The 22,652-nt window shown below is 41.2% G+C and carries 27 protein-coding genes; 15 read left to right on the top strand and 12 right to left on the bottom strand.

Annotation, left to right across the window (positions count from 1 at the left end; all coding sequences use genetic code 11):
* Positions 1 to 6: 6 nt before the first annotated feature.
* The 4 genes from ACED29_RS04255 (at position 7) to ACED29_RS04270 (ending at position 3,975) form a co-directional block, all read left to right on the top strand.
* Entirely contained in the window at positions 7 to 1,104 is a 1,098-nt protein-coding gene (locus tag ACED29_RS04255) for a c-type cytochrome (protein WP_182742308.1), read from the top strand.
* Positions 1,105 to 1,273: 169 nt separating this feature from the next.
* The gene (locus ACED29_RS04260; protein WP_182696762.1) at positions 1,274 to 1,528 is read left to right on the top strand and encodes a cysteine-rich CWC family protein; all 255 of its coding nucleotides are present in this window, start codon (positions 1,274 to 1,276) and stop codon (positions 1,526 to 1,528) included.
* A gap of 588 nt (positions 1,529 to 2,116) precedes the next feature.
* Positions 2,117 to 3,481 (top strand): sodium:alanine symporter family protein, encoded by a 1,365-nt coding sequence (locus tag ACED29_RS04265; protein WP_124015138.1) that lies wholly within the window; start codon positions 2,117 to 2,119, stop codon positions 3,479 to 3,481.
* A gap of 95 nt (positions 3,482 to 3,576) precedes the next feature.
* A complete protein-coding gene (locus ACED29_RS04270; protein WP_259395240.1) occupies positions 3,577 to 3,975 on the top strand; it encodes a hypothetical protein in 399 nt (132 codons plus the stop codon).
* 128 nt (positions 3,976 to 4,103) lie between these two features.
* Here the strand turns inward: ACED29_RS04270 and ACED29_RS04275 are convergent, their stop codons facing one another.
* On the bottom strand, positions 4,104 to 5,456 hold the full coding sequence (locus tag ACED29_RS04275; RefSeq protein ID WP_124015137.1) for a flavohemoglobin expression-modulating QEGLA motif protein: 1,353 nt from the start codon (positions 5,454 to 5,456) through the stop codon (positions 4,104 to 4,106).
* Between the two features lie 234 nt (positions 5,457 to 5,690).
* Between ACED29_RS04275 and ACED29_RS04280 the strand changes: the two genes are divergently transcribed.
* Positions 5,691 to 6,668, top strand: coding sequence for a PDC sensor domain-containing protein (locus ACED29_RS04280; protein WP_182696761.1), 978 nt, complete (start codon positions 5,691 to 5,693; stop codon positions 6,666 to 6,668).
* 84 nt (positions 6,669 to 6,752) lie between these two features.
* Here ACED29_RS04280 and ACED29_RS04285 read toward each other — a convergent pair whose 3' ends face one another.
* From ACED29_RS04285 to ACED29_RS04305, 5 genes are all read right to left on the bottom strand, one after another.
* Complete coding sequence (locus ACED29_RS04285) at positions 6,753 to 6,929, bottom strand: PA3496 family putative envelope integrity protein (protein WP_165870035.1); 177 nt, start codon at positions 6,927 to 6,929, stop codon at positions 6,753 to 6,755.
* Between the two features lie 320 nt (positions 6,930 to 7,249).
* Positions 7,250 to 7,936 (bottom strand): TorF family putative porin, encoded by a 687-nt coding sequence (locus tag ACED29_RS04290; protein WP_182722401.1) that lies wholly within the window; start codon positions 7,934 to 7,936, stop codon positions 7,250 to 7,252.
* Positions 7,937 to 8,270: 334 nt separating this feature from the next.
* Positions 8,271 to 8,543: an HU family DNA-binding protein gene (locus ACED29_RS04295; protein WP_101033991.1), complete on the bottom strand. Its 273-nt coding sequence runs from the start codon at positions 8,541 to 8,543 to the stop codon at positions 8,271 to 8,273.
* Positions 8,544 to 8,699: 156 nt separating this feature from the next.
* A complete protein-coding gene (locus tag ACED29_RS04300; protein ID WP_182696760.1) occupies positions 8,700 to 9,497 on the bottom strand; it encodes a response regulator in 798 nt (265 codons plus the stop codon).
* Between the two features lie 118 nt (positions 9,498 to 9,615).
* Positions 9,616 to 10,014 (bottom strand): hypothetical protein, encoded by a 399-nt coding sequence (locus ACED29_RS04305; protein WP_235781736.1) that lies wholly within the window; start codon positions 10,012 to 10,014, stop codon positions 9,616 to 9,618.
* 66 nt (positions 10,015 to 10,080) lie between these two features.
* Between ACED29_RS04305 and ACED29_RS04310 the strand changes: the two genes are divergently transcribed.
* Positions 10,081 to 10,590, top strand: coding sequence for a DUF4240 domain-containing protein (locus tag ACED29_RS04310; protein ID WP_124015132.1), 510 nt, complete (start codon positions 10,081 to 10,083; stop codon positions 10,588 to 10,590).
* A gap of 218 nt (positions 10,591 to 10,808) precedes the next feature.
* A complete protein-coding gene (locus ACED29_RS04315; RefSeq protein WP_371697127.1) occupies positions 10,809 to 11,333 on the top strand; it encodes a DUF3016 domain-containing protein in 525 nt (174 codons plus the stop codon).
* On the opposite strand, the gene ACED29_RS04320 is transcribed toward ACED29_RS04315, so the two are convergent.
* Together ACED29_RS04320 and ACED29_RS04325 are read right to left on the bottom strand one after the other, a co-directional pair.
* A complete protein-coding gene (locus ACED29_RS04320; protein WP_371697128.1) occupies positions 11,328 to 11,471 on the bottom strand; it encodes a hypothetical protein in 144 nt (47 codons plus the stop codon). The genes ACED29_RS04315 and ACED29_RS04320 overlap by 6 nt on opposite strands.
* An 89-nt stretch (positions 11,472 to 11,560) precedes the next feature.
* Entirely contained in the window at positions 11,561 to 11,869 is a 309-nt protein-coding gene (locus ACED29_RS04325; protein WP_182696758.1) for a prephenate dehydrogenase, read from the bottom strand.
* A gap of 52 nt (positions 11,870 to 11,921) precedes the next feature.
* Between ACED29_RS04325 and ACED29_RS04330 the strand changes: the two genes are divergently transcribed.
* Entirely contained in the window at positions 11,922 to 12,830 is a 909-nt protein-coding gene (locus tag ACED29_RS04330; protein WP_371697129.1) for a TraB/GumN family protein, read from the top strand.
* A gap of 48 nt (positions 12,831 to 12,878) precedes the next feature.
* Here the strand turns inward: ACED29_RS04330 and ACED29_RS04335 are convergent, their stop codons facing one another.
* Positions 12,879 to 13,652 (bottom strand): methyltransferase domain-containing protein, encoded by a 774-nt coding sequence (locus ACED29_RS04335; protein ID WP_182742305.1) that lies wholly within the window; start codon positions 13,650 to 13,652, stop codon positions 12,879 to 12,881.
* A gap of 296 nt (positions 13,653 to 13,948) precedes the next feature.
* Here ACED29_RS04335 and ACED29_RS04340 point away from each other — a divergent pair, with 296 nt between their 5' ends.
* Positions 13,949 to 14,782: a MaoC/PaaZ C-terminal domain-containing protein gene (locus ACED29_RS04340; RefSeq protein WP_124015364.1), complete on the top strand. Its 834-nt coding sequence runs from the start codon at positions 13,949 to 13,951 to the stop codon at positions 14,780 to 14,782.
* 97 nt (positions 14,783 to 14,879) lie between these two features.
* Here ACED29_RS04340 and ACED29_RS04345 read toward each other — a convergent pair whose 3' ends face one another.
* Positions 14,880 to 15,770, bottom strand: coding sequence for an aldo/keto reductase family oxidoreductase (locus tag ACED29_RS04345; protein ID WP_371697130.1), 891 nt, complete (start codon positions 15,768 to 15,770; stop codon positions 14,880 to 14,882).
* 271 nt (positions 15,771 to 16,041) lie between these two features.
* Positions 16,042 to 17,682: a mechanosensitive ion channel family protein gene (locus ACED29_RS04350; RefSeq protein WP_182755394.1), complete on the bottom strand. Its 1,641-nt coding sequence runs from the start codon at positions 17,680 to 17,682 to the stop codon at positions 16,042 to 16,044.
* Positions 17,683 to 17,806: 124 nt separating this feature from the next.
* Here ACED29_RS04350 and ACED29_RS04355 point away from each other — a divergent pair, with 124 nt between their 5' ends.
* Entirely contained in the window at positions 17,807 to 18,136 is a 330-nt protein-coding gene (locus tag ACED29_RS04355; RefSeq protein ID WP_182696753.1) for a hypothetical protein, read from the top strand.
* 1 nt (position 18,137) lies between these two features.
* Here ACED29_RS04355 and ACED29_RS04360 read toward each other — a convergent pair whose 3' ends face one another.
* On the bottom strand, positions 18,138 to 18,263 hold the full coding sequence (locus ACED29_RS04360) for a hypothetical protein (protein ID WP_259395238.1): 126 nt from the start codon (positions 18,261 to 18,263) through the stop codon (positions 18,138 to 18,140).
* 212 nt (positions 18,264 to 18,475) lie between these two features.
* On the opposite strand from ACED29_RS04360, the gene ACED29_RS04365 reads away from it, so the two are divergent.
* From ACED29_RS04365 to ACED29_RS04385, 5 genes are all read left to right on the top strand, one after another.
* Complete coding sequence (locus ACED29_RS04365; RefSeq protein WP_182696752.1) at positions 18,476 to 18,766, top strand: ABC-type zinc uptake system zinc chaperone; 291 nt, start codon at positions 18,476 to 18,478, stop codon at positions 18,764 to 18,766.
* Between the two features lie 89 nt (positions 18,767 to 18,855).
* The gene (locus ACED29_RS04370) at positions 18,856 to 20,055 is read left to right on the top strand and encodes a hypothetical protein (RefSeq protein WP_371697131.1); all 1,200 of its coding nucleotides are present in this window, start codon (positions 18,856 to 18,858) and stop codon (positions 20,053 to 20,055) included.
* Positions 20,039 to 20,944, top strand: a complete 906-nt coding sequence (locus ACED29_RS04375) for a metal ABC transporter solute-binding protein, Zn/Mn family (RefSeq protein WP_371697132.1) — start codon at positions 20,039 to 20,041, stop codon at positions 20,942 to 20,944. The genes ACED29_RS04370 and ACED29_RS04375 overlap by 17 nt, the downstream gene beginning before the upstream one ends.
* Before the next feature lie 4 nt (positions 20,945 to 20,948).
* On the top strand, positions 20,949 to 21,722 hold the full coding sequence (locus ACED29_RS04380) for a metal ABC transporter permease (protein ID WP_124015123.1): 774 nt from the start codon (positions 20,949 to 20,951) through the stop codon (positions 21,720 to 21,722).
* A 168-nt stretch (positions 21,723 to 21,890) separates the two neighbouring features.
* Entirely contained in the window at positions 21,891 to 22,622 is a 732-nt protein-coding gene (locus ACED29_RS04385; protein WP_124015122.1) for a 1-acylglycerol-3-phosphate O-acyltransferase, read from the top strand.
* Positions 22,623 to 22,652 lie beyond the last annotated feature (30 nt).

Here is a 22,652-nt window from a genome sequence, read left to right on the forward strand (position 1 = left end):
ATGGCTATGAAATTATTATCGCTATTGAGCATTGGTGTCCTGTTTAGCTTGCCTTTACAGGCCAATGAAATGTTAACTGAAGTCCCTGCTACAGCTTCAGCAGCACTACCTGATCGCCAAGCGGCATTGCCTGCAGTACCTAAAAAAGTGGGTGAGAACTATCTACAACCTGCGTCATTAACCGATATTCCTGCGGGAGTTTTTGGTGACAAAGTTCGCCTAGGTTATCAATTGTTCGTGAATACTCAAACGCTTAGAGATAAGTACGTTGGTAATCAACTCAGTTGTGCTAATTGTCATATGAATGCAGGGCAACAAGCTAATTCGTCGCCTTTATGGGGGGCATATTTTGCCTATCCGGCCTATCGTAAGAAAAATGATAAAGTGAACAGCTTTCAAGAGCGTGTTCAAGGTTGTTTTACTTATTCAATGAACGGTAAAGCGCCCGAGTCTGGTTCTCCTGAGTTAGTGGCAATATCTGCTTATTCATACTGGTTAGGCATGAGTGGATTAATGGCACAATATAACGTTAGCGGCCCTGTGCCTGAGTTATCTGATGCTGAATTAGTGAAAGGTGCAATGCGGGATGATTTCCCGATGCCAGAGGCCATTGCCAAAAATTTAGATACCAAAGCGCTAAGTCAGTTACCTGGACGGGGCTTTCCTAAAGCGCCAGATCCAGAATTAGCCTATGCGCCTGAGCGCGGTATGATTGTTTATCAAGCTCATTGCCAAACTTGTCATGGCGAAGATGGTCAAGGACAAATAATCGCTGGGGTTGCTGCCTTGCCGCCATTATGGGGACCTCAAAGCTTCAACTGGGGCGCTGGAATGCATCGCGTAAATACGGCTGCTGATTTTATTTATGAAAATATGCCGTTAGGTAAAAGTGTCCAGCTTACCGTTCAGCAAGCTTGGGATGTTGCCGCTTATGTTAATTCGTTTGATCGCCCACAAGATCCTCGTTTTGATGGTGATGTGAGTAAGACTCAAGCCACATACCATCAGCACCAGGGCTATTATGGCCAATCGGTTGCTGGTAAGCCTATTTTAGGGACTGATTCGTATCCGGTTTTTCCGCTTAAAAATACAGTTAAGCCTTGATATCTATCTGAATTAAGATAAACCTATGAATGATGCCCATTGAGTGAACGCTTAATGGGCTTTTTTGTCAGTGTACACATTACTTAGACAGAGCTTATTGAGCATAGCGATCAGAAATGGCAGTATGTTGATCTTAGCTTTTATTTATTATTACCTCATAGGTTGGGCAATGACATTATTCACCTTTGCGGCACAATTGTGCCCACTGTGCCAACAAGATAATGCTTGTGCCATGGAGCAAGGATTAGCCATAGATGCATGTTGGTGCGCTAAGCAAACCGTGGATATGCCCTCCATTATTGCGCAGTTTAACGCAACATCTTCTGGGGTTGATTTACCCAATAATCAATGTGTTTGTCAGTCTTGTATGGCTAAATTAGTGCAACAATCTGATATTGATGCCGTTGAAACTTATTCACCCTAACCTTAGATTACTCATTAGCGAAATCTCAATGCTATTTGAGTGATGGTTTGTGTTACCGCTTCGAAGCGGCTTAACTTGGCATATAAACACTTAACGCCAATCAATAGCTGCTTTGATGTCCTCGTTCTTGTCCTTCCCAAGTAAGTTAATATTTTTATTTATCGACCTATAAACCAATATTGGTACTTATTTATAACCGTCTCTGAATGCATATCTGCGTCATGGCAGAACAATGCGCGATTTATATTAATAGGGGGATCTTCTGATGACTTTAGGACGGTATTATTGAAGTTGGCGCTAGTCACATATACATGGTTGCTATGATTAACGAAATCGAGGTAATCTAAAATGATTGTTTTTCAACGGAGTTGGGCTGTTGAGGGGGAATCAGAAGATAATTAACCTCAGTTTTGGATAATAAACGGTTTTCAAACAGCCTGGTGAGTAAAGCACAGTGTAGGTTTGATTTTGTAGATTTGGTATGACTCCCGTTTAAACGTTTTATCCTGTCTATTATCCGCGAGGTGAGGTTAGTTAATAATAATTATAACTTTAGACATAAATCATTACTCATTATGAGGTTTTTACATGGAAGCAGTCACACAATTTGTCAATATGGTTAACGGTATAGTATGGGGTGTTCCCATGCTAATTATGATTTTAGGTGTCGGGCTATTTCTGTCGATTGGCTTAAAATTCATGCCTATTTTAAAGCTAAATCGAGGCTTTAGATTGTTATGGGCGGGTCGTCAGGTTACAGATGATAGCGAAAAGGGTGATGTCAGCCCGTTTAATGCATTAATGACCTCATTATCAGCCACTATTGGTACCGGTAACATTGCGGGTGTGGCAACGGCGATTTTTATTGGTGGTCCGGGTGCGCTATTTTGGATGTGGTGTACGGCGCTCGTGGGTATGGCGACTAAGTTTTCGGAAGCTGTTTTGGCGGTGAGGTTTCGTGAAACAGATGCTAATGGCAACCATGTTGGTGGCCCTATGTATTACATCAAAAACGGTTTAGGCAGTAAGTGGGCTTGGTTAGGTACTGCATTTGCTATTTTTGGCTCTATTGCTGGTTTTGGTATTGGTAATACCGTACAAGCTAACTCGGTTGCGGATGCGATGAGCAGTAATTTTGGCGTGCCTAGTTGGGTGACCGGCGTGGTGTTAATGGTGCTGGTTGGTGCGGTACTGATGGGCGGTATTAAGCGTATTGCTGAAGTGGCTGGTAAGCTAGTGCCATTAATGACAGTGTTTTATATTACTGCGGGTTTAGCGGTATTGATTGTTAATGCAGCGCAAGTACCCGCGGCTTTTCTGTTAATTATTGAAAGTGCTTTTAACCCGGTCGCAGCCCAAGGTGGTTTTGCAGGCGCAGCGGTATGGGCTGCAATTCGATTTGGTGTAGCGCGAGGCGTATTTTCCAATGAAGCTGGTTTAGGTAGTGCCCCGATTGCTCATGCCGCAGCACAAACTAATAATCCTGTAAAACAAGGTTTAGTCGCTATGTTAGGCACGTTTATTGACACCCTTATTGTGTGTTCAATTACCGGTTTGGCTATTGTGGTTTCTGGTGCCTGGACATCAGGTGAAAACGGCGCGGCGTTAACCTCATTGGCATTTTCAAATGCATTGCCTATGGGAAATTATATTGTGGCAATTGCATTGGCTATATTTGCCTTTACCACCATTTTAGGTTGGAGTTTTTACAGTGAAAAATGTGTCCAATACCTTTTAGGTGATAAAGCCGTCAAACCATTTCGTCTAATTTGGACCTTAGTTGTACCGATAGGCGCAGTCAGTTCGTTAGAGTTTATTTGGTTATTAGCTGACACATTAAATGCGATGATGGCGATTCCAAACTTAATTGCGTTGGTGTTGTTAAGTCCTGTGGTGTTTGGCTTAACTCGTGAGTATTTTATTAAGCAACGAGCTTTGAAAGCTAACGCTTAAACTCGTCTAGTTAACGACTCACGTTAATATTTCGCAATCGTGGTTAAGCATGTTCATTGGTAAATAGATGAACATGCTTCCTTAAAAGGATTTTTATGAAACATCTTACTTTTGCTGTATCAAGCGCAGCGTTATTGATGGTGATGCTCTTGTCCGGGTGTTCTAATCTGTCGCTGCGAACAAATGCGGGTACCATTGCGCTTGGCAATGCCAAGATAGCAGAGATTGATACTTATACCTCTGGAGAAATATCCCGGTTCAAAGCAAAGTTTCTAGGCGATGTGACCACTTCATATTGTGAAGTCTCATCGGATCCTGATAAGTTAGATGATCTCCCTAGCTTGTCTTCAATGACTAAATCGCTCAAATTACAAGTGAAACAACGTGGTGGAAATGCCATTGTTATGAAGCAATGCGGCAAAGTTAATTACCCATCGTGTGCTGTGTATTTAGAGTGTAATGGTGAGGCGTATGTCATCGACCGAGGTATTTAGATAGATTCGTTACTTAGTGTCTATTAGTGCAATATAGTGAGTGTTACCTGTATCATTTAAAAGAAGTTTATTTTTAATAGGTTAAGTGTAACTATCGCGCACTTAACCTATTACATTACCACTGTGGTTTATTCGAAATTATTATCAAACTCTGAGTCTTCAAATAAGTCGACGGCAGAACTTGGAACAACATTTTTGAATTGGCGAGCAAAATGGCGTTGCACCCCTTTTAGGTCGATATTGCCTATTCCTGAGGCAAAACCAAACCAAGCATAAAGTCCGCTAATATCTTCAAACATCGGAGGTAAATACTTAGGGTGGGCAATAATACCTTCTTGATAAGCTTGGTATAGTACCGGAATATCCTCAATGGCTAATTTGCCTAAAAATAGCATAGGGATTAACTCAGGTAGCCCAGTGCTGATGGCACTACGAATAAAGTTAATATTTTCTACATAACCGCGCACGTAAGAGATATCTTTAGTAAAAAAGCTACCGCCGCCGACCATGCCACCACGAAATACCCGTTGAGTTACCCGATAGCTGTCTTTTGAGCTTAAATTAAGGTCTCTGAAATAGCGGTACACTTCAATAAAATCAGCACCTTTCTCTGCCATGTCTACCGCAGATACTCGATCGCTAATACGTCGAGCGCGGCCCGGATTTGAGCTTAAGGTGAGCATTTCCATGAGCACAGCTAAGCCTTCTTGCGAAGCGGTAACCCGTGGTGATCCAACGCTGAGCCAAGTGGCATGAGGTTGAGCTCGGCCATTGAGTGTGGTGCCCACATGAACCCAGCCTTCATGCACTTCATAGATATTCAGATCAGATTCGCTGAACATGGCGCGAGTATTGAGCTTAACCGTATCGCCACCGACGGCGGCATCGGACACAATACCATCACTCAATTTAACGTGAATTTCATCATTATGAAAATACTTCACTAAGCGTTCGCTGAGAACATTTACCGCTTCTGGTGCCGTTACAATCTTAGGATGGCGGCTATTCATGTGGCGCGCCGCTGGCAAAGAAAATATATGGCTTAAGCGATCGCCCAGTTGGCGTAATGTATGGCGATCGCCATGTAATTTGTGGCTGGCACTGCCGTAAAGCTCTTGGCTAAGTTTACCAAACATCGGCTTGCCACGATTATGCAGCATGTCTATTACTATGCGATATTGATCAATATTGGCCAGTAAAATTTTACCTAATTTATCGCGTTTACCTAAACCACGCTCAACGGCAGTTTTTAAACCTTGCAGGTCTGTTTGAGTTTGATCTGCGTTAAACGATAGCGGAATTGACTGATAAAAGTCATTACTAACGTTGGGTAATTGTTTACTTTTTTGCGCTAAAAAATCATCTTCAATTTGTCTTGGCCATTTTATTGAGTCTAAAATTTTAATTGGCGCTTGGATGCGAATTAATTCATCAGAAAAACGACGAATATCTTGTTGATAACGCAATAAAGAGTCAGACATTGTCTTTTCCTAATCTAGAGAAGTTGTTAGCAGTGCTAGCGGCCATATTAGCAGATGTTGATCATAAAACTGCAATGAAAAAATAACCATCTAGTCAGCACTATTTTAGTGCAATTTATCATGGCGTATAGCAATGTCTTAAGGGTGGTTTTTTTAAGTTACTAAAAATATTCAATTATTTTCTTGGCATTAAAACTGCTTTACCTAAAGTAGTAATAATTAAAAGGAAAATTTATGGCAGCGATGAGCTATTTAAGTGTGATTGAGCGTTATCATGAATATGAGCATTTAGTGCACGAGCTACTAGAGTCTATTTTGATTGGTGTGGGCGATATTAATTTATTCGAGCAACCTATATCGGCTAAAATTTTTGAAGATATGGCGATAAGCTATCCCTTCGTGGAACTGATTTATTTATTGAATGCTCAGGGCATACAGATTTGCCCCAATATCAGCGTCATTAACCAGCAGGTTAAATTAATGAATTGCGGTGACCGTGCAGATCGAAGTCAGCGGCCTTACTTTACCCAATTGACTGCGGTTGATACTGTGCATATTACTCGACCTTATTTGTCTAATTCTGGTGGTGGCTTGTGTTTGTCTGCATCACAAATGATTAAATCTGCGTCTGGGCAAGTGGTAATTGTGGTTATTGATGTCAACTTAACGCGCTTAATTGAGTTTATGATGGGTGACAGTGCTAGACGCAAAATGTCGCCTTTTTTTAAAAGTATTTATGCTGCAATTGTACTGGGCCTTTTTGTGTTAGTGAGCGTGCTAATGTGGACTGTAGTTCGTGACATTTATACCCTTTTTAGCCAAATTTCTGCTACCCATGATCCATTGCAACCCTTCGGCATTATTATTTTTCTTACCTTGGCATTAGCCATTTTTGATTTGGGTAAAACTATTTTGGAAGAAGAAGTATTGATGCATAAAGATATTTTTCGTCACAGTTCAACTCGACGAACGATTACGCGGTTTATTTCGACCATTTTGATTGCGATTTCAATAGAAGCCTTGTTGACTATGTTTAAAGCGTCGCTAGGGGAAAAGCAATATATTGAGCCAGCAATTTTAATGATGTTAGCCGTAGTGGGCTTGTTGGTAGGGCTGGGAATCTATGTCTATCTAGGGGCCAAAGCCGAGCTGCTGCTCACCCAAACCCAAGCGGGTAAGCATATGCGGCGCGAACAAATTAAAAGCGTATAGCATATTGATCAGCGCCTAACATCCGCTGAGATAAAGATGATAATACAGACAGGGATAAACGATATAAGCGTTTATCCCTATTTTTTAGAAAAAGTCATCGTCACCAATTGCTTTGCGTAATTGGGCTTGTTCGAGAAAATCTTCTAATCTTCGTTTCACTTGGCGTTTATGCTGTAAACTTTCGGCAGACTTAACGTTTCTAGGCGTCGTCATCGCATCTATTTCTGTGTCATCAGGCACTATTTCACTAATATTAGCCATCACAAAACCCTCATGTAAAATAAAAGCGTGGTATTAATTCAATGAGCATTTTCTAACTAAAAAAACGTTAATAGGGAAGTAAAATATTTTTCCTTAATTGGACAGCTATTTTTACCCTTCGTTTTGAGCTTAGCAGTAAATGTATTTCTTGCTAGTAAAACATAAAGCCAAGTGCGAAGAGTGTGTGCTTAAACAAGTATTATCTATGCCATGATGTCGCCAGATAATACTGCTTCTATCTGCTACAGATAGAAAAACGCCACCTGTTAATGAGGTGGCGTTGATATACTCATAAAGCGAGCCAGTAATGGTGTTACTCGTTATAGTGTAAACCCGTAAGAGTAGCCTAAAACAACTTTTGCATCATTGTCTGGTAAGTCAGTATCAGAAGCCATGAAGGATACGGTACCTATGTCTGTTTCAGCACTTAATGTGACGTTGTAGTCTGCATAAGTGTCACCGAACAAATCTTCAACTACATCGCCTTGTGAATAACCATAGTGGAATGCGACGCTGAGCTTTTCTGTTAACGGGAAGCTGGCATTGGCCTGGATATAGCTCCAATCTGTTTCGTCACTGGCACCAGAAACACCTGAATCAGCATTAATTACTTTAGAATAGCCAACATCTAGCCATTTCCATCCAAGAGTGAGCGCGACTTCACCAAAATCAATACTGCCACCAGCATCTGGGTAAGCATAATAAAGGTAGCTAATGTCGTAAGTTAAGTCTTCAGTAAAGTTACCACCATAACCGCCGTACAAATCTAACTCGTAACTGGTTTCATCACCGAAATCGACATTAGATACCCAAGTGCCAGCATAAAAACCAGAGTCATGGGCATAATCAATGCCACCTTGAACCGCAGCCGCATCATTAGTTTGTGTGGTGCCACGCCATAAATAGTTTGATGTTGCGCCAATATTACCCGTAACTTCAGCAAGGGCAGAGCCACTCAGTAATAAGCCTGTTGATAATGCAATTGCTTGATATAGTGATTTTTTCATCTTCATCCCTTAACGTTTTATTATCAATGAGGCATTTATGTGTAACTAAATGAACTCAATGTTGGTTTGTCTGAAGATTAATTAGCGAATCGCATGCCAACTCTATTTTCCTATTAAAGTCAGTTGCTTATGTATTCATGGATCATTTTGTTGCATATTTGTTGCAACTTAATGATGCAAGCTCGCCCCTTTTTTGTGCAACAGTGCTCAGCATCCTAATATTCGTTGATGTTGAATTAAGAGATAATACTGTTTGCAGAGGATAAATATAAAAAGCAGGCAATAAAAAACCTCCATAAAGGAGGTTTCTAGCAAAAAAAGAGTAAACGAATAATTAATTAACGCTATCTTTTAGTGTTTTTCCAGCTTTAAACTTAGGCACTGTAGCTGCTGCGATTTGAATTTCTTTGCCAGTTTGTGGATTACGACCAGTACGCGCGGCACGTTGAGTGGTTTCAAAAGAACCAAAGCCAACAATAGAAATTTTATCACCATTTTTCATGGCTTCAGTTACCGCTTGTTCGAAAGACTTTAGAGCGCGGCCAGCTTCAGCTTTTGTTAGTTCCGCATTTTCAGCGATTTTTGCAATTAATTCACTTTTGTTCATATTGATATTCTCTGCTTTCCATAGAAGTGTTTTTTTAAAACATGATTAACATGCCACAAGCGATGCTGGTTTAAAAGCACTTTATCCCATAAATTCAGTATCTGTAATGGTTTTAAAGCAAAATTAGCACAAATAATGTCTTTATTTGCCTTGTTGTTACTCTTCTAAGAGCTGATAAAGAATTTTCTTAACTAACTGCGGCTCGAAAGGCTTGTCACAAAGCGCATTGACGCCAGCACTAAATACATTACTCAGATGAGTATCGTTGGCTTCTGACGATACCATTAGGATTGGAATATGAGATTGTTGACTGTGGTTACGGATGTACTGAGTCAGTGCAAGTCCGTCTACCGAGGGCATATTGTAATCAGTGATCACTAAATCATACATATTGTCTTTCATTAGGCTAATCGCTTGTTCACCATCAACAGCCTCAGTAATTAGCTGTATGCCTAAATTGCCTATGGTGCGCTTAATAACATTTCGTGCCATTCGGCTATCATCAACCACCAATACTCTAATGCTGTGAACATCAAAGTGGGTTAAATCGAGCTCGTCATTGCTGAGTAAATCAATGGTTGAGTTAAGTGCCGTAGCTAAGTGTTCGGCATTAAATGGTTTTGGTAAGATAGCCACTACGCCTGATTGTCTAAAAATTTCTAGCTGTTCACGACGACACTCACTGGAAACCAGCATAAATTGAATATCACTCAATGCTGGAGTCATTTTGATGTACTGCAATAGCTCAGTGGCTTCGCCATCGATAAAATGCAGTGCGCTGGCAATTAAGTCTGGTTTATGGCGATGGATTATCTCTTTAGCTTCAGCAATGGTTGCGGCAGTTTGGATGCTGCTGACACCTTCTTGCTGAAGGCGAGTAATAATGATCTTACGTTGAGTCTCTGAAGGCTCAAGTAATAGGATGGATAATTCACTTGGAGATAAGCTAGTCATAATTCACGTTCCACAGATATTTATTATTAGTATTATTTTAATGTTGCATGTGTGAATAAATTGTACACTAAAAAAATGCTAGAGATGATAGTTAAGCTAGGCCTATAGCACTTGGTGTTTATTTTTGAGCAAGATAGTCTCTGGTCGCGTTCGACAGACCAACCCACCATTGAAACACCACCACACTTAACAGTAATAACCATAGCGGAATTAATGGAATATTATAGCCTCGAAATACCAGTTTGACGTCTTCAGGGGTGATTTGATAGGCAATCAACGCCGTTGTTGTCATTGCAACTAACCCTAGGCTTTGTAGGGCGACATAGCTGAGTAGCAGTACTTTTGTCCATGGCGCACGTATTAGTAAACCAATAAAAACCGGTATCACTCCCAGAGTTAATAAGTCAAAGGCTTCAAAGGTGATCGCGCGCCAAATAGCAACAAGAGTGAGTACAACATACAGTGAGATAAGGATCATCACTCTAACGGGCATTCGTTGGGCTGAATTTTGGTTCATATTGATCATAGTACTGGAGAATTTGAGGTAGAATATCGCACAAAACAGAGTGATGGGTATATTTTGATGACAGAAACACATTTTTGGGCGCTAGTGACCCGCGATAAACCTGAGCAGTCTTCTGCAGATCTCACCCTGAGTTTACGCCAGCAATTAGAAAGCTTGGACGATGAAGCACTCAAGGCATTCGATAAAATATTAGGTCAACAATTACGTCGCAGTTATTCCTGGTCGATTTGGGGAGCAGCATACATAGTGACAGGTTGCGATTCTGATGATGCTTTTACTGAGTTTAGGTGTTTTTTATTGTCGTTAGGTCAGCAATGGTACAACAAGATTATCGCCAATCCAGATAGCTTAGGGGAATTAGAACATTGGCCGTTAGTGGACGATTATGCTTACCCGTTTGTTGAAGATTATGATTTGATTGCAGGACAAGTCTACGAAGACCGCACTGGCTTAGAGCTGCCATTCTTACCCTCAGGACACAGTACTCCAGAAGGGAAAAAATTTAGCACTAAACCAAAAATTATGCGTCAAACCTATCCTTTATTGAGTGCGCGTTTTCCATTTTAGTGGACCGCTTGATCTTAGGCGTTGTTAAGCTTTGGTTCAGCTTATGAGGACTATAGTCAATTTATAGTGATGATAGCTTAATGGCTAACATTTGATTTGATGATAAGTATCGGCGTGCAAATATGGTCAAAGTTGCTTTAACAGAAGCTGAATAGCGTTATCTGAAGCAGCCTTGAAACCTGTGTTATCACAAGCGCCTAAGTCCCAGGAGGTCTATTATGAATGTAAAATATATAATGCTAGCTTCGGTATTAGTATCCCAAATTGTTATGGCTGAAGATGCGCCACCACCTAATCCTCTTACTGAAGTTGGGCTGGTAAAAATTGAATGGCAAAATCCAAAAGATTTCAGTGATATCAGAACTTCTAACGAGCTTCAGTCACGATTTGAAAACCGTTTATTTGACACTTTAACCAAGAACATCAATAAAGAAGCTGAAAAAACCCTCAAGCCAGGACAGACACTGCAAATGACAGTGACTAACTTTGATCTAGCGGGAGACATGCGACCAACATTTGGTGCCACGCCGGGTGATTTACGTGTTGTAAAAGATTTATACCCACCCAGAGCCACCTTTAGTTACACGATTAAAGAAGGTGACAAGGTGATTATTGTTGGTGATGAGAAAATCACAGATATGAGTTTTATGTCTAACTCACATCGCTTTAATGACCGACCATTTCAGTACGAAACAACTTTATTTACCGATTGGTTACAAAAGAGTGTCGCACCTAAACTATAGCCCTTGGCGACAGTACTTAGGATTATATCGATAAGGTTGATTTAGCGCAGGGTTGTCTGTTTTATCTGTAGTGACTTGATGAATCGTTGTTGATAACCAAATGTGCCAGTGACGCTGGTTACGCTTGATTGTCGCCATTGGGTTTTATCAATGATTGTCGCCGCAACATGTAAAGGTCATATCAACTAAGGTTGCTCCTGCATGAAGATTCCGCAGGAGCATAAAGATTATTTAGACAGTTTAAATACTTGCAGCGTTTGCAGTAAAGTCGCAAGTTTTTTGACAAAGGCTTCGAGAGTTTCAGGTGCGACATGAGTACTACTCTGCATCGCATCAAACTCAGCTACCAATTCTTGTACATAGGGCAAGAAACGGTTGCTACTTTCCGTAAATCCTTGATCTTCAGTAAAGATAGCCACAAACTTACCATGTCCTGCTTTACGCAATTCGTCAAGGCGAGCATCAGAGTCAATCGCTTGTCTATAGGCTATTTGCAGGTTTTCTTTTATCTGTAGAAAAACATTGGTGTACGGCATAATTGCCTCATAGTGCATTTGTAAATAATAAAGCTAATTATAAGGAGCCGTTATGCTGGCAACAAGGAAAAGTCCGCTTATTTTTAATATAGGGATGATTTATCGTCGTTTACAGCGATATAGCTTTAGTTTAGTGGTATTTCTACTGTGTTTTGGCTCTACATCGGCAATGGCATTGGATTCGCCAGTATTTTATAAAATTGAGTATCAGCAACAGCAAGCGTATTTACTGGGTTCAATTCATATCGGTCGCCAAGATTTTTACCCATTAGGACAACATATTGAGTCGGCATTTAAGCAAGCCGATGCACTCGTGGTTGAGGCCGATATTAGCCAAGGTGACACGGGAGCGCTATTACAGCAGTACGGTGCTTTGTCTGCCGATATTGCCGCAGACGTTAATGTGACACGCCAAGTTTATTGCCAAAGTCATCAAAGTTTGTGTCAGGCATTAGCACCGTATGCTCCCTGGTTACAGTCAGCACAAATTAGTATGGGCCGTTATGCGCAATTGGGTTATAGCGCAGACCAAGGCGTCGATGCTTATTTTATGGCCAATCGCAGTGACAAAGCCCTAGTTGAACTTGAAAGTATGCAGTTTCAATTTGAGTTAATTTCATCATTTTCAACCGCGACCCAAATGCAAATGCTGGATGATTCGATCAACGTCAGTGATGCCGAAATGCTTGATTTAATTTATGCTTGGCGCCAAGGCGATGCCAGTGCATTGGCAACCATTATGGAATCGCAAGCGGGCGATGCCGATGAATTGCTTGAAAAATTACTGTGGCAACGCAATCACACCATGACGCAAAAAATTATCCAGTTGCTACAACAGCGTAATTATAAACAGCTGTTTATTGTGGTTGGAGCAGGCCATATTGTTGGTCAGCAAGCCATTCCTGACTTACTTAAACAGCAAGGTGCAACGGTCACCCCTTGTACCTTTTTGCAGTGTTAAGGAGGATGTTGTGCGTCCACAAGGGCCAATAATAGTATAACTTTATGCTTATATTGGCTTTGATTGACCAAGAAAATGAACATATCGACCTAAAGATAAATATGGCTCACGTTGTGAATAAGCCAATTCCATTTCAATAAGCTGATGTTTATCGAAGTTGGGCGGGAGATTATTTTTTAAGTAATCATTAATCACCCTAACCCCAGATTGACTGATCATCGACAGTTGCCATTGGGCAAACCAAGCGCGAACATCTGCAATATACAGGGGATGGTTAGGGGTTAATCCAACCTTCTTTTTAACCTTAAAATCACGCTTAACATAGTCAAAGTTGCCTGAAATTAAACTGTGAAAGCGCAAGGCTTCCTTATTAAAAAACATCAGCGAAAATAACCCATTCGGTTTTAGCAGGCTTAATAACCCATGCAAAGTCGATTCAGCATCAGTGAGCCATTCGGCTACAGCGTGGCATAAGATGACATCAAACTGACCAAACTGCTGCACGGTTAGTGCTTGAATAGGGCTATGCACTAACTCGATTGATAATTCTGTGTCTGAGGCGGCAATCTGTTGTTGGGCTATGGCCAACATCTGCTCAGAAATATCACATAGCACCACATCATGGCCCAACGCAGCCAGTTTTTGGCTCAAAAAACCAAATCCTCCCCCAGCATCTAAAATGCGTAATCGTGGTTTATTCAAGCGAGTTAATGCTGGGATTAAGTCTCGCCACAATACTGCAGCACGGATTTCACCTTTAGTGGTGCCATAGATGTTTTGCGCAAACTTTTGACTAAGAGTATCGAAATTTTTATCTTGCACGATTTAAGTTACATCACGTTATTGAGCCGATATGGAGTAACGTAATTGTCGCACTGTAGGCTGAAAAAGGTAAAGACAAATCAGTGATTGTGCATATAGGGTAAATAAAAGTTTATCGATTAATCAATATAAGCAGCAATGACAACCGACTTTAAGCGCATTTTATAATTAGCGGTTTAGCAACAGTAAGAGTCTAAGGTATAATGATCGACTAACCATCTTTGCAGCGCATACTTTTTGCTGCCTATTTAGGGTACAACATTGTGAGTCACGACTACGCTATCGAATTACAGGCGATGCCTTCGCTGTTGTCTTTGTATCGAAAAATCCTATTTGGTCGTAAACCGGGATGGGATCAACAACCGCTGCCGAATATTTATGTGCAAGCTTCTAATGTGGTGCTGTCGCAAGAGAAAATTCGGCAATATGCCGCAGTATGTGGTTTTGAATACGATGATAGGGTGTTACCTCCAACGTATTTATATGTGTGGGCATTTCGTTTGCATGCGATGATTTTTACTCATAAAGCCGTGACATTTCCGTTGCTTGGAATGATCCACTTAAAAAATAGTATTAGTGTATTTCGTCCTGTACGTACTGATGAAATATTGACTGTGCAGTGCGAACTGTCAGCGAGTCGCACTACAGATGCTGGACTTGAGTTTGATTTAGTTTCAAAAGTGTTGGTTGGTGAAGAGCTTGTATGGCAAGCGTTATCAACATACTTATATCGCATTGAGTCTGCTGGGCGGCGGGCTCGTCCGCCTAAAGCGTCTGAGATGGCATGGGAAAATGTCCAGCAATGGCGTTTAACCGATGACTTAGGCCGTCGTTATGCCAAAGCTTCGGGCGATTATAACTTGATCCATTTGCATCCTTTATTGTCAAAACGCTTTGGTTTTGAGCGAGTGTTGGCCCATGGCATGTGGTCTAAAGCGCGTGCATTATCTCAGTTGATGACTTATATCGGTGATCGACCTTTTCAGGTTGATGTTGAATTTAAATTACCGGTGTTTATGCCGTCTGAAGTGACATTTGCATTTGAAAGTACTGAGAATGGTAAACGTTTTCAAATACGTGATGTCAAAGGTCGTCGACCGCATTTGCAGGGTGATGTTACCTATTTATAAGCAGATAGACCTCGCTGAGGTGGCTTAAACGTCAGTGGTAAGTCAATTGCGAACATAAAAAAGCTCAGGTTAATACCTGAGCTTTTTTATGGCAGACTTAAGGTACCGAGTGGCCCATTGCCGCTTCCCAAATGCTAAACCATTGTTGTCGATCAAGTTCAATGTTAGCTGAATTTACCGCGCTGGTGATACGTTCTAGATTACCACTGCCGATAATAGGAGCAGGGCGACTTGGATGCATACGAACCCAAGCATAAATCACTTGGCTAATGTCTTGTGCGCCAACTTGCTGAGCAATATCGTGCAGGGTATTGCGAATTCTCAGTGCTTGGGGCGTGTTCGCTGAAAGGAGATCTCCACCGCCCAAACAAGACCATGCCATTGGGGTGATGCGGTGTTGTTGACACTGATCAAGCACACCATCATGCAAGCTCTGCATGGCTAAAGGCGATATTTCAACTTGGTTAGTGATCAACGGAGTACTGAGGCGTGATTGCAGTAAATCAAATTGGCTGGTGGTAAAGTTAGATACACCAAAGTGGCTGACTTTACCTTGGGCATGCAATTGCTCGAAAGCGGCAGCCATTTCGTCAGCATTCATTAATGGATCGGGGCGATGGATGAGTAAGACATCTAAGTGATCAGTTTTTAATTCAGTAAGTGAATTTTCAACACTTTGAATAATATGCGCTTTACTTGTGTCGTAATGATTAACATAACGACCATCATAGCCATCAAACAAGGGTTTAATGCCACACTTACTGATCAACTGCATTTGCTGACGTAACTGTGGTTTTAGGGCTAACGCTTCACCAAATAAGGTTTCACACTGATACATACCATATATATCAGCGTGGTCCATGGTCGTGACGCCAAGATCAAGATAATGCTCAATTAAGCCAAGCAGTTGCTGTGGCGACATATTCCAAGCATCAGCACGCCAAAATCCGGCGATAAAATCAGAAAATCTAAAAGTAGATTGGGTCATAAGTTAATTTTAACCTTAGTTAGGGGTAATAAATGCTTATTAAAGCACTTTTAGATCCGCATTGACTGATAAGCGACTCGCTATCAAAAGCCAACGAATCTTAGCAAGACAGAACAAAATCACTGAGCCAGTGTTATTTTTAGCTATTTACCTCATCCGCTAAATGGATGAGGTCAGTTAATCATTGTTGTAGCATACTTTGACACAATGTTTGACTACATTAGGCGACATAGCATGCCATTGATTTAGCTTGATTAGCTTAAGCACTGGGTTATTTTTGATAAATATGTACATCGCGTTGTGGAAACGGAATACTAATGCCTTCAGCATCAAAGCGTATTTTCACTGCACGAGTAATATCCCAGTAAACCTCCCAGTAATCATCAGGGTTAACCCAAGGCCTGACAACAAAGTCGACTGAAGATTCACCTAATGTGTGCAGTTTTACAATTGGTTCTGGATGTTCTTGCACCTTAGGGTGTTGCTCAACAATACTTTTTAAAATGGTTTCAGCATGTTCAACATTGTCGCTGTAACTAATACCAAAAATCATGTCTACGCGGCGCTGATGCTCGGCAGTAATATTGTTAATGGTATCGCCCCAAATTTTATTGTTTGGCACAATCAAGCGTTGGTTATCGAGGGTTTTGATGGTTGTTGATACTAAGCTCATGTGACTCACACGACCGGTAACATTGGCTGCATTAATCAGATCACCGACATCAAATGGACGATAGATTAAGATCATCATCCCAGATGCAAAGTTTGATAATGTGTCTTGTAATGCAAAACCAATAATCACACCGGCAATACCAAAACCAGCGAGCAAAGGCCCAAGCTCAAACCCGAGCTGTGATAAGGCAATTAATAATCCTAATGCAAATACCACCTTACTGGACAACGAAATAAAGAAGTCTTGCAGTAATTGGCTAAATTGTAATTTTGATGCTTTTACTGTTTTCGAGATAATTTTGGTGACAATTTTGGCCACTAAACTGGCTAAAAATAAAATAAATACAAAGACTAAAATTTTGAAGGTTAAGCTAGGACCATTATTAATGGTTTGATCTTTGATGACGTTAAGCCAGCCTTGCAGCAGATTAGACGCGACACTGAAGTTCAATACATCTTGGGTGATATCACCTGACACGCTAAACAAGGTTTGTTTAAAAGCCGTGACATCTTGGCCTAGTGTTTCGAGCATTCCCGCTGATACAGCTAGGCTTGAGCTACTTTGATCTAAACGTTCTTTTAGTGCCATCACCTCTGCTTTTTGTTCGGCAGTGATATCGGCCCCAGCGCTTTCAGCTTCTGAAACGGCTTTTTGTAATTCATCTTGTGTGTAATGCACTAAACTGTCGAAATGATCGGCGCGTTTGAGCATAAAATCGGTTAATTTCTGTTGTTGAATACTGACATCCATATTCAAGGTTTTAGCCCATTGCAGCGAGGTTAATTGTGCCTTGAGATAGTGGTCTCGTTCAAATTCTCGTTGTGATATAGCTAAGACAACCTTACTTTCATCACCTTGCTTGATATCAAGACGCATAAGCATAATTTGATCGTCTAAATAACTCCCGACACTGTTTAAAAAATCCAGCTGACTTTGAACTAAAGTGATTAGGTATTGCGGGTTTTCATCTGGAGTTTTGATCAACTGCGCAATTATATCGCGTAATTCAGATGACTTGTTCTTAATCCTATATTCAGTAAAGTTACGTAATTCACCTTTTGCTTTAAACAGTAGGCGTGTATCTTGATCAATTGTTTGTTGTAATCGGCTGATTTTATTTTGAGTGTCGGTTAACTGACTGGTAGTGACAATCGGTGCTGTTGCATCTTGTTCTGCGCTAGCTGTTGGCGACATAAACACCACTAAGGTGAATAATATCGTAAATAAAATCCGTAGCATGAAAGGTCGTCCTTTGGCGTTGAGTTGTGCCTATAATAGTGGAAAACGCCTATAGTAGCCAAGTACAGCAATTCTTAGGGTTATTTGTTACACTTGCCGCCATTATTGAACTGAGGAAATTATCATGTCGCTGCAATGTGCTCATTGCTATAAATCTTTTTCAATTGCGAAGGTCAATGACAGTCGTGGTAAAGGTTTGTCGGTTGAGGTGCAATGCCCTCATTGTGCTGCATGGCTTGGGCATAACAAGTTGTTATCAATTGCTAAGATGTTTGGGTTTTATGGTGGCGTAGTTGCCGCGGTAGTCGGTTATTTTTTTGACAATGTAGCGTCGATCACCACGCCATTGATTATATTAGCGGTTATCATTGTTGGTTTATCGCATATTATGGACCATTTACAGCTGATCGAAGCCCCTGAAAATGATCCTAGTACAGAACCTGGTGCAAAATAGGTTAATTCACCTCAATCACTTGGCTTTCTAATGAGGCTTCAACGTAGTAAATACCGCCTAGTACAACAACAGCAACAATGGCTATTACTAAAATGATGCCAATGTTTTCACGAATAAATAGTGCCATGGTGTTTGTCCTGTAATGATGATGTTTACTCATGCATTATGTTATGGGTAATAGCTTAAGACTATCTTAAAAATAACGACTTAGTTATTTGTCGGTAGTTAATGATTTTACTGTCAATATGTCGCCATGATTTATCACAATCTAAGTGTTGCTTTTTATTGGTGGTCTTTTACACTAATGGCCACTTTTATTAACCTGATGGATTTTTGCTGGTGAGTTCCCGCATCAAAATAAGACAAACTATCGCAATCTGGCTTAGTGCCATTTTGATTGTGTTGTCTGTTGCTGCGTCAGCCCATTCAGTTAGACATCTCGATGACGGTGTAAAAAATCACTGTACCTTGTGTTTTCACCAACTTCATCTTAATAAAACCCTGCAGTTTTCCAGTTTTGTGTTTGCCGTTACTAAGCAAACTTTTGAACTTCAGCAGTATACTCTACCTCCTTTCTCAACGGTTTTTCATCGCTATTACCACAGTCGCGCGCCACCACAATCCCTGTAATTCAACACATACATTTATTAATTTTTCCGTTATCGGATAGTTCATATTGAACAGCGATAGGCGGATATTTGTTGTATTTTGGAGATTTTATGTCTGCGTTAAACACCCGTGTGTCAATTTTAGCATTAGCTTGTGCTGTGAGTTCGTATTCTGTCATGGCAGAAGATTCTAGTTTAACCAACCCTAATATAAGTGCAGTGCTCGATGGATACTATCAAACAGGTGACCGACCATTAGCTGAGCGTGCAGAAGGTTTTGGTTTAGGTGAAACTGAGTTGGCCTTGAGTGCCAATATTGATGAAATGTTTTACGGTAAAGTGACCGCCATTATTGAGTCACATGACGGTGAAACAGAGCTTAATTTAGAAGAAGCCTTTATTCAAACATTAGCTATGCCTTATGGTTTATCGGTTCGTGCAGGTCGTTTTTTATCTGACATTGGCTATTTAAATAACCAACATTTACACACAGACTCATTTTCTGATCGTCCAGCTGCTTACCGTGCATTTTTAGGCGGACATTATTTTGATGATGGTATTCGTTTAAACTATGTCGCGCCAACCGATCTCTACTGGACTCTGGGTGTCGAAGCGTTTAAGGGAGAAAGTTTACGTGCGGCGGATGCACATGGTGAGCGCGATTTTGATAACCTTGGGGTGTACAGTGCGTTAACCAAGATGGGGGGGGATATTGGTATCGAAAGTTCTTGGCAGTTAGGCTTGAGTTATCTTCGCAATCAAAATGGTCAAGCTTATGCCGAAGATGAGCATAATGAGGAAGAAGAGGACCATGATGAAGAGCATGCTGGACATAGCCATAGTGCTTCTTATACAGGTAAAAACACCTATATTGCTGATGTTGTTTATAAGTGGGCACCTAATGGTAACTACAAATACCAAAATTTAACTGTCAGTGGTGAATATTTTAGAGTAACTGATATTTTTGCTATGGAACCTGGTCATATTGTTGAGGCCGACCATGAAGATATTAGTAGTGATGACTATCACCAGGGCTGGTACGTCAGTAGTGTGTATCAATTTTCTCCTCGTTGGTCTGCTGGGATTCGTTATGGTCAAGTGGATACTTATGAAGTCCATGGCGATCACCTTCATCCACAACAATTGAAAGAGTCAGAAGTCAGTTTAGCATGGCACAGTAGTCATTTTTCGACAGTGCGCTTGCAATACACTCATCAGACGGGGACTAATTTCGATGGTTTTGAAGATGATAATATCCTTACTTTACAATATGTCATGTCATTAGGAGCTCACGGTGCGCATCAATACTAAATTGCTTTTAGCAGTGGCTTCAATGTCACTGCTGTTTACCGCGACAGCACAAGCGGAACTCAATGTGTTTGCATGTGAACCTGAATATGCAGCACTGACATTAGCGTTAGCACCCGATGCAAAAGTGTATTCGGCAACAACAGCGATGCAAGATCCACATCAAGTACAAGCAAGACCAAGCCTGATTGCGAAGATGCGTCAAGCTGATGTAGTGGTTTGTGCAGGGGCAGACTTAGAAATAGGTTGGCTGCCTATGCTGCAAATGAAGTCGGCTAATCCTCAGGTTAGGTCGACGGATAAGGGCTTATTTTTTGCTGCAGAGCATATTGATACCTTGGATAAGTTAGCCTCAGTGGATCGTTCAATGGGCGATGTTCATGCAAAGGGAAATCCCCATTTGCATCTTGATCCGCAGCGGATGTTAATAGTTGCACAGGCCTTGAGTACCAAATTTACTCAAATCGATCCTGACAATGCCAGTCTTTATCGTCAGTCGTTGGCCGATTTTAGTCAAGCTTGGCAAGCTAAAATACCGCAATGGCAACAGCAGGCTAAAGATTTAGCTGGTAAGAAGGTTATCGCCTACCATTCAAGCTTTCGTTATTTGTTCAAATGGATTGGCATTGAGCAAGTAGCCGATCTTGAGCCCAAGCCAGGTATCGCACCTACGAGTAGCCATTTAGCCTCTTTGCTTGCTCGTGCGGAAAAAGGCGATGTAATGGCGATTATTGTGGCGTCATACCAAGATGAGCGTGGGGCAAAATGGTTAGGCGAACGTGCTAATCTGCCAGTATTGGTGCTACCGATATCGGTGGGTGGCAACGAAGAGAGTAAAGACCTGATTAGCTTATACGACAGCATACTTAGCCTATTGAATAAGGTGAAATAACACTATGTTTGATGTAGAGCTACTGTCTATCTTGTTGCCTGCGTTAGCGGCAGGGTTATTGGTATTATCAACCCATGTGCTGTTAGGTCAACAAGTGCTTAAGCGTGGCATTATCTTTATTGATTTGGCTATTGCTCAAGTTGCAGCCTTAGGGGCGATAGTGTCGCACATTGATCATAGGCTAGAAGATTTACCCTATGCCCATGTGTGGATGCCTGCGTTGTTTGCTCTAGGCGGTGCAGGTATTATTGCTTGGATGGCAAAGCGGTTAGTCGGTGAGCTCGAGGCATTTATTGGCTGCTTTTATGTGCTCAGTGCGGTGGCGGCAATGTTGTTATTAGCCAACGACCCTCATGGTGCTGAGTTATTAAAGCAATTAATGTCGGGGCAAATATTGTGGGTGAGTTGGTCTCAGTTAGCACTACCGGCAGTAGTTTCTGCCGGTATTCTGGGGATTATTATCGCAAAACCGCAAATATTAGATGGTGCTGGGTTTTACTTTCTATTTGCCTTAGTGATTACTTTGTCGGTGGAACTCGTGGGAGTGTATTTAGTGTTTAGCACCCTAATTTTGCCGGCTTTGGCCTTAAACCAATATCATGGTAAACCCAAACTCGCTTTGGCGTATGGGGTCGGTATTGTGGGTTATATTGCTGGCTTGCTGTTGTCTGCTAGTTATGACTTACCCAGTGGTGCAGCCATAGTGGCAACATTAGCGTTAAGTGCATTTTTATTTAGAATGTTGCTAAAACTGCGATTGCCAGTATTAGCTGGTTAAGCCACTAATAATTAACTTGTTAACCCAATGGCTAATCTTTCATAGAAAGCTTGTTACTCTGCCCCTGCTCACAGGGGCAGAGTATTTCAGCGTACATATGTAAACAAAACGTTGAGTCCCTAGACTAGCATCGCTATACTGACGCCAATTTTATTGCAGGAGTATGCTGTGCTGCTTATCGCTCGTTCAATCATTCTCGCCGTGCTATTATTTTTAGCCTTTATATTTTCGGTTGTCATTTGCCTATTTCGGCCTATGCATCGCGACAATGTACATTTTGTGGCCCGCTTTTTTGGTTCCGTTGCGCCAGTATTGGGCATTAAAGTCATTAAACGTGTTCACTCTGCGAGTGCTACACCGCAACCTTGTATTTACTTAGCTAATCATCAAAATAATTTTGATTTATTTACCCATACATCAGTAGTGCCTAAAGCGACAGTGAGCTTAGGTAAAAAAAGTTTGCTATGGATGCCGTTATTCGGGCAAATTTATTGGCTATCGGGCAATATTCTTATTGATCGCAAAAACCGTCATAGTGCGTTTGATACTATGGCGAAAACAGTCGATAAGATGAAAAATAAACTCCTGTCAGTGTGGATATTTCCTGAAGGAACTCGTTCTCGTGGTCGTGGATTATTACCCTTTAAAGTGGGTGCTTTTCACACTGCGATAGCTGCCCAAGCACCCATAGTGCCAGTCTTAGCGTCTTGTCAGAATCATATAAACCTAAATCGTTGGAACAACGGTGTGGTGATTGTAGAAATGATGGCGCCAGTAGCCACGGCAGGTTTAGATAAAAATGATGTGAAAGCATTAAATGCTAAAGTGCATCAATTAATGTCAGCACGTTTGGTCGAATTGAATAAAGAAGCACAAGCATTAATGCTACAAGCGCAATAATATTGTTATCGGTCGCCTAACATCGCTCAT

The sequence above is a fragment of the Shewanella sp. 5S214 genome (assembly GCF_041439795.1).
GTDB classification, from domain to species: Bacteria; Pseudomonadota; Gammaproteobacteria; order Enterobacterales; family Shewanellaceae; genus Shewanella; species Shewanella vesiculosa.